The 2,491-nt window shown below is 45.6% G+C and carries 4 protein-coding genes; all 4 read left to right on the plus strand.

Annotated features, from left to right (window positions below):
- Window positions 1-238 (plus strand): formylglycine-generating enzyme family protein (locus GKR48_RS04560; protein ID WP_154627207.1); only part of this gene is annotated, 238 nt, incomplete at its 5' end.
- Complete coding sequence (locus GKR48_RS04565; RefSeq protein WP_154627208.1) at window positions 222-482, plus strand: hypothetical protein; 261 nt, start codon at window positions 222-224, stop codon at window positions 480-482. The genes GKR48_RS04560 and GKR48_RS04565, both read left to right, overlap by 17 nt.
- On the plus strand, window positions 482-1,312 hold the full coding sequence (locus GKR48_RS04570) for a formylglycine-generating enzyme family protein (protein WP_154627209.1): 831 nt from the start codon (window positions 482-484) through the stop codon (window positions 1,310-1,312). The genes GKR48_RS04565 and GKR48_RS04570 overlap by 1 nt, the downstream gene beginning before the upstream one ends.
- Window positions 1,313-1,591: 279 nt before the next feature.
- The gene (locus tag GKR48_RS04575; RefSeq protein ID WP_154627210.1) at window positions 1,592-2,422 is read left to right on the plus strand and encodes an SUMF1/EgtB/PvdO family nonheme iron enzyme; all 831 of its coding nucleotides are present in this window, start codon (window positions 1,592-1,594) and stop codon (window positions 2,420-2,422) included.
- Window positions 2,423-2,491: the final 69 nt, after the last annotated feature.

Consider the following 2,491-nt stretch of genomic DNA (forward strand, 5'->3'; position numbering starts at 1 on the left):
TAACCCTATCGAACTGTATGACATGATGGGCAATGGAACGGATTGGGTTAACGATTGGTATAGTGACGATTATTATCAACATTCCCCCGAAGAGGATCCGCAAGGACCGGAAACCGGAACGAAGAGAGTCGTCCGTGGTTATCGTGGCAGCGTTGATGGCACATTAACGATCACTCGGGGCGGTGAACATCCTGACCATGAATTTGGAAATGGGTTTCGGTGTGTCGAAAATCTATAATCCCATTGAGAGGATTAATATTTTATCCAGTATGCGCTGTAATCGTTCGAGAACGACAACTGAAATTCAAATATCACCCGGTCATTACCGACAAAACTTAACGGCCTTGTATCAGCAACTGCCCAACAGTCTTGAGGTGCAGCAAAATGTGGATATGAATCAGCAGACACCGTTAAAACAAGTCGATTTTATCTACGTGGACAGTTGTACGCGCGTATTTGTGAACGATAAGGAGTTAGGATAATGAAAATGGTTTGGTGTTTAAGTGTGCCCTTGCTGATAGGGTCAGTAACGGGGTGTGATGACGGACAAAAAACGCAGGATGCCGCGCAGTTACGCGAAATTTCGATGGCGAATATGGTGTCCATTCCAGGCGGACGTTTTCAGATGGGGGATTTTGGACCACTTTTTGATGAAAAATTGCCGTACAGCAGTGATCCTTCGACCCGACCGTTGCACTGGGTTTCATTGCACGATTTTAAGATTGGTAAATACCGAGTGACGTGGGGGGAATTTAATCGCTGGCTGGATGTGCAGGGAAGAGAACCGCTTGCATTGTACTCAAAGCGAAAAAAGAGTGAAATTATCCATTGGGATGAACTTGGGGATGATTATCCTGCACAAGTCTCATGGCTGGATGCCAAAGCTTATTGTCAATGGTTAGGGGAAGCGGACGGTAAACAAACAGATTTACCTACGGAAGCCCAATGGGAATACGCTGCGCGCAGTGGCGGGCAATTTTTAATTTTCGGTAACAGTGATAATCAGATGCACTATGAGCAAGATCCTGAGCGAAACTTTGTATCATGGGGAAAACCTGTCGGCAGTTTTGCACCGAACCCTATCGGACTATACGACATGATGGGTAATGGGAAGGATTGGGTGAATGATTGGTACAGTGAAGATTATTATCAACACTCACCCGAAGATAATCCTCAAGGTCCTGAGAGTGGCGAGAAAAAAGTGACTCGTGGCTACCATGACAGTATGGATGGATCATCTACGATCTCTCGAGGAGGTGAAATCCCTGACCATGAATTTGGTGAAGGGTTTCGGTGTGTGGAAAATCTGTAAAAGGTTAAGTACCCTACCCTGTGAAGTCGAGTCAACAGTTTTCGTCGCACAATTGAAAATGTTGTGATCGGTCCTGCTCATCACGATACCCGCGCCCGAGATCCGGATTGAGCCAAGCCATTACCGACAAAACTTAACGGCCTTGTATCAGCAACTGCCCAACAGTCTTGAAGTTCTGCAAAATACGGATATGAATCAGCAGACACCGTTAAAACAAGTCGATTTTATCTACGTCGACAGTTGTATGCGCGTGTTTGTGAACAATAAGGAGTTAGGATAATGAAAATGCCATGGCGTCTCTACACACCTTTACTGATAGTCATACTTACAGGGTGTGATAGTGGGCAAAAAGCAGCTGAATCGGTTAAGTTGCGTCAAACCTCGATGGATAATATGGTTTCTATTCCCGGCGGGCGTTTTCAGATGGGGGATTTTGGACCGTTAGTGGAAGATAAGCTGCCGTATAGTCTTGATCCGTCGACCCGACCGTTGCACTGGGTTTCATTGCACGATTTTAAGATGGGGAAATACCGGGTCACGTGGGGGGAGTTTAACCGTTGGTTGGATATACAAGGAAGAGAACATCTTGAGTTTTACACTAAGGGTAAAAAGAGCGAACTTACCTATTGGGATATTCTTGGCGATGATTACCCCGCAAAAGTTTCATGGCGGGATGCAAAAGCCTATTGTCAATGGCTAGGGAAGTCGAGTGGAAAAAAAACGGATTTACCCACGGAAGCCCAGTGGGAATACGCAGCTCGGAGTGGGGGGCAGTTTTTAATTTTCGGTAACAGTGATAATCAAATGCACTATGAGCAAGATCCTGAACGAAACTTTGTACCATGGGGAAAACCCGTCGGCAGTTTTGCACCGAACCACATTGGGTTGTACGACATGATGGGCAATGGTACAGATTGGATCAATGATTGGTACAGTGAGGATTATTATCAACACTCACCAGAAGATAATCCGCAAGGTCCTGATAGTGGAAAGGAAAAAGTGACCCGAGGCTACCATGGCAGTATAGATGGTGCATTCACAATCTCTAGAGGTGCAAAAGCTCCTGACCATGAGTATGGTTCTGGATTTCGGTGTGTTGAAAACCCTTGAATGGGTTAACCCTATCGAACTGTATGACATGATGGGCAATGGAACGGATTGGGTTAACGATTGGTATAG

It is taken from the genome of Providencia sp. wls1943, from assembly GCF_009706275.1.
Lineage (GTDB): Bacteria > Pseudomonadota > Gammaproteobacteria > Enterobacterales > Enterobacteriaceae > Providencia > Providencia zhijiangensis.